General features: G+C 57.7%; 1 rRNA gene. It reads right to left on the bottom strand.

Annotated elements, in window-relative coordinates:
* Positions 1-1,640, bottom strand: a 23S ribosomal RNA gene (locus tag ACRYM6_RS22960); the annotation flags it as partial.

Genomic DNA, 1,640 nt, shown 5'->3' on the forward strand with positions numbered 1-1,640 from the left:
ACAACTGGCACACCAGAGGTTCGTCCGTCCCGGTCCTCTCGTACTAGGGACAGCCCTTCTCAAGTTTCCAACGCGCGCAGCGGATAGGGACCGAACTGTCTCACGACGTTCTAAACCCAGCTCGCGTACCGCTTTAATGGGCGAACAGCCCAACCCTTGGGACCTACTCCAGCCCCAGGATGCGACGAGCCGACATCGAGGTGCCAAACCATGCCGTCGATATGGACTCTTGGGCAAGATCAGCCTGTTATCCCCGGGGTACCTTTTATCCGTTGAGCGACCGCGATTCCACACTCCACGGCCGGATCACTAGTCCCGACTTTCGTCCCTGCTCGACATGTCTGTCTCACAGTCAAGCTCCCTTGTGCACTTACACTCAACACCTGATTGCCAACCAGGCTGAGGGAACCTTTGGGCGCCTCCGTTACTCTTTAGGAGGCAACCGCCCCAGTTAAACTACCCACCAGGCACTGTCCCTGATCCGGATCACGGACCGAAGTTAGACATCCAGAACGACCAGAGTGGTATTTCAACGATGACTCCACCAACACTAGCGTGCCAGCTTCACAGTCTCCCACCTATCCTACACAAGCCGTCCCGAACACCAATACCAAGCTATAGTGAAGGTCCCGGGGTCTTTCCGTCCTGCTGCGCGTAACGAGCATCTTTACTCGTAGTGCAATTTCGCCGAGTTCGCGGTTGAGACAGCAGGGAAGTCGTTACGCCATTCGTGCAGGTCGGAACTTACCCGACAAGGAATTTCGCTACCTTAGGATGGTTATAGTTACCACCGCCGTTTACTGGCGCTTAAGTTCTCAGCGTCCCCAACTTACGTTGAGTAACCGGTCCCCTTAACGTTCCAGCACCGGGCAGGCGTCAGTCCGTATACATCGTCTTGCGACTTCGCACGGACCTGTGTTTTTAGTAAACAGTCGCTTCCCCCTGGTCTCTGCGGCCCTCAAACGCTAGCCGGCAAGCGGCTTCACGCCTCAGGCCCCCCTTCTCCCGAAGTTACGGGGGCATTTTGCCGAGTTCCTTAACCACGATTCACTCGAACGCCTCGGTATTCTCTACCTGACCACCTGAGTCGGTTTAGGGTACGGGCGGCTCGAACCTCGCGCCGAGGCTTTTCTAGGCAGCATGGGATCACCCTACTTCCCCCCTACGGGGTCACCATCAGGTCTCAAGCACGACATCAAAGTCAGAGAGGCGGATTTACCAACCCCTCGCCCTACACCCTTGGACGTGGACAACCATCGCCACGCGGAAGCTACCCTCCTGCGTCACCCCTGTTACTACGCTTGACTACTACCGGATCGGGTCACACGCTCCACCAACCACCACCCGAAGGTGACAGCGGCTTTGGGTGCTTAGCATCCCCGGCCTCGCCATTGGCGGTTCTACACCGGTACGGGAATATCAACCCGTTGTCCATCGACTACGCCTGTCGGCCTCGCCTTAGGTCCCGACTTACCCAGGGCGGATGAACCTGGCCCTGGAACCCTTGGTCAATCGGCGGACGGGTTTCTCACCCGTCATTCGCTACTCATGCCTGCATTCTCACTCGCGTGCAGTCCACAACGGATCACTCCCCTGCTTCACCCCACACACGACGCTCCCCTACCCACCCACACACCTGC

It is taken from the genome of Kineococcus rugosus (assembly GCF_050871975.1).
In the GTDB taxonomy this organism is placed as follows: Bacteria; Actinomycetota; Actinomycetes; order Actinomycetales; family Kineococcaceae; genus Kineococcus.